This window comes from Romboutsia sp. 13368 (assembly GCF_018336475.1).
Lineage (GTDB): Bacteria > Bacillota > Clostridia > Peptostreptococcales > Peptostreptococcaceae > Romboutsia.
In genome coordinates, this window is record NZ_CP048741.1 from 713,725 (window position 1) to 715,501 (window position 1,777).

Here is a 1,777-nt window from a genome sequence, read left to right on the forward strand (position 1 = left end):
ATTATTAGGTGGATCATATTTATTTGGAAGAAACGAACATATGGCAATGACATTTTTATTTGATAAGTTAAATGAAACAAATCAAACTAAAGTAAAATTATTTTTTGAAGTAATAATAATGGCATTTGCAGTATTTATACTAGTTTTTGGTGGATGGAATATGTCAAAATTATCAATGGGACAATTATCTTCATCTTTACAGATACCAATGGGATATGTATATCTAGCATTACCATTATCAGGTATTACAACAGTTATATACAATATTTTAAATATAACTGATATTATTAAAGATTTATCTAAGGATAAGAATAAAAAAGGAGCAAAAATAACGCAATAATAAATTAGGGAATAATGGTTTATATTTTAAAGGAGGGAATTTAATGGAATTAGCATTACAAACAGGATTAACTTTATTAGCTGTATTTCCAATATTACTATTAATAGGGATACCAATAGCAGTTACAATAGGGATATCTTCAGTTTTAGCAATACTATCGGCATTACCGTGGGAAAATGCAGTTTTTACAGCAGCACAACGTATATTTACAGGAATTAACTCATTCTCGTTATTAGCAATATCGTTTTTCATATTAGCTGGTATTATAATGAATAATGGTGGTATAGCAATTAAATTAGTAAATTTTGCAAATTTATTAGCTGGTAAATTACCAGGTTCATTAGCTCATACAAATGTTATAGGTAACATGTTATTTGGTTCAATAAGTGGATCTGGAACGGCAGCAGCTGCTGCTATGGGTGGAATCATGACACCACTACAAGAAGAARCAGGRTATGATAAAGATTTTGCTGCTGCAGTAAATGTAGCATCAGCACCTACTGGATTATTAATACCTCCAAGTAACTCATTAATAATATATTCATTAGTTAGTGGTGGTACATCAGTAACTGCATTATTTATGGCAGGATATATACCAGGAATACTTTGGGGAATAGGTATTATGACTGTTGCATTCTTTATAGCTAGAAAAAGAGGATATAAAACAATAACTAAAGAAAAAATAACATTATCTCAAGCTTTAAGAGTACTTTTAGATGCAATACCAAGTTTATCATTAATAGTAATAATAATAGGTGGTATAACAGGTGGTATATTCACAGCTACAGAAGGTGCAGCAATAGCAGTTGTTTACTCTTTATTATTATCGATGCTTTTATATAAATCTATAAAGATAAAAGATTTACCAAGAATATTATTAGAAGCAGTAAATATGACAGCAATGATAGTATTTTTAATAGGTGCATCATCTATAATGTCTTGGATATTAGCATTTACTAATGTTCCAACATATGTTACTAACTTAATATTAGGTATATCTAACAATCCAATAGTTATATTACTAATAATGAACTTATTACTATTAGTAGTAGGTACATTTATGGATGCAACTCCAGCTATATTAATATTTACTCCAATATTCTTACCTATAGCTCAAAGCTTAGGTATGGATTCTATACAATTTGGTATAATGCTAGTATTTAACTTATGTATAGGTACAATAACACCGCCAGTTGGGAATACATTATTTGTAGGTTGTAGAGTAGYTAAAACTAAAGTAGAAGGTGTTATAAAGAGTATATTACCATTCTACGCTGCAATATTTGTAGTTCTTATGTTAGTTACATTCATACCACAATTAAGTTTATTTATTCCAACACTTATGGGATTAGTAAAATAATTTAATATTTATATARMAGAAATAAGTTCCAGGATTTATTTATATATGATGAGTACAATGCTAACAACTTAAGAAAA

Annotated in this window: 2 protein-coding genes; both read left to right on the top strand. The window is 28.4% G+C overall.

From position 1 onward, the window contains the following. A partial coding sequence (locus G3997_RS02835; RefSeq protein ID WP_296647763.1) for a TRAP transporter small permease occupies positions 1 to 340 on the top strand: 340 nt, incomplete at its 5' end. 43 nt (positions 341 to 383) lie between these two features. Then, entirely contained in the window at positions 384 to 1,700 is a 1,317-nt protein-coding gene (locus G3997_RS02840; protein ID WP_296647766.1) for a TRAP transporter large permease, read from the top strand. Positions 1,701 to 1,777: the final 77 nt, after the last annotated feature.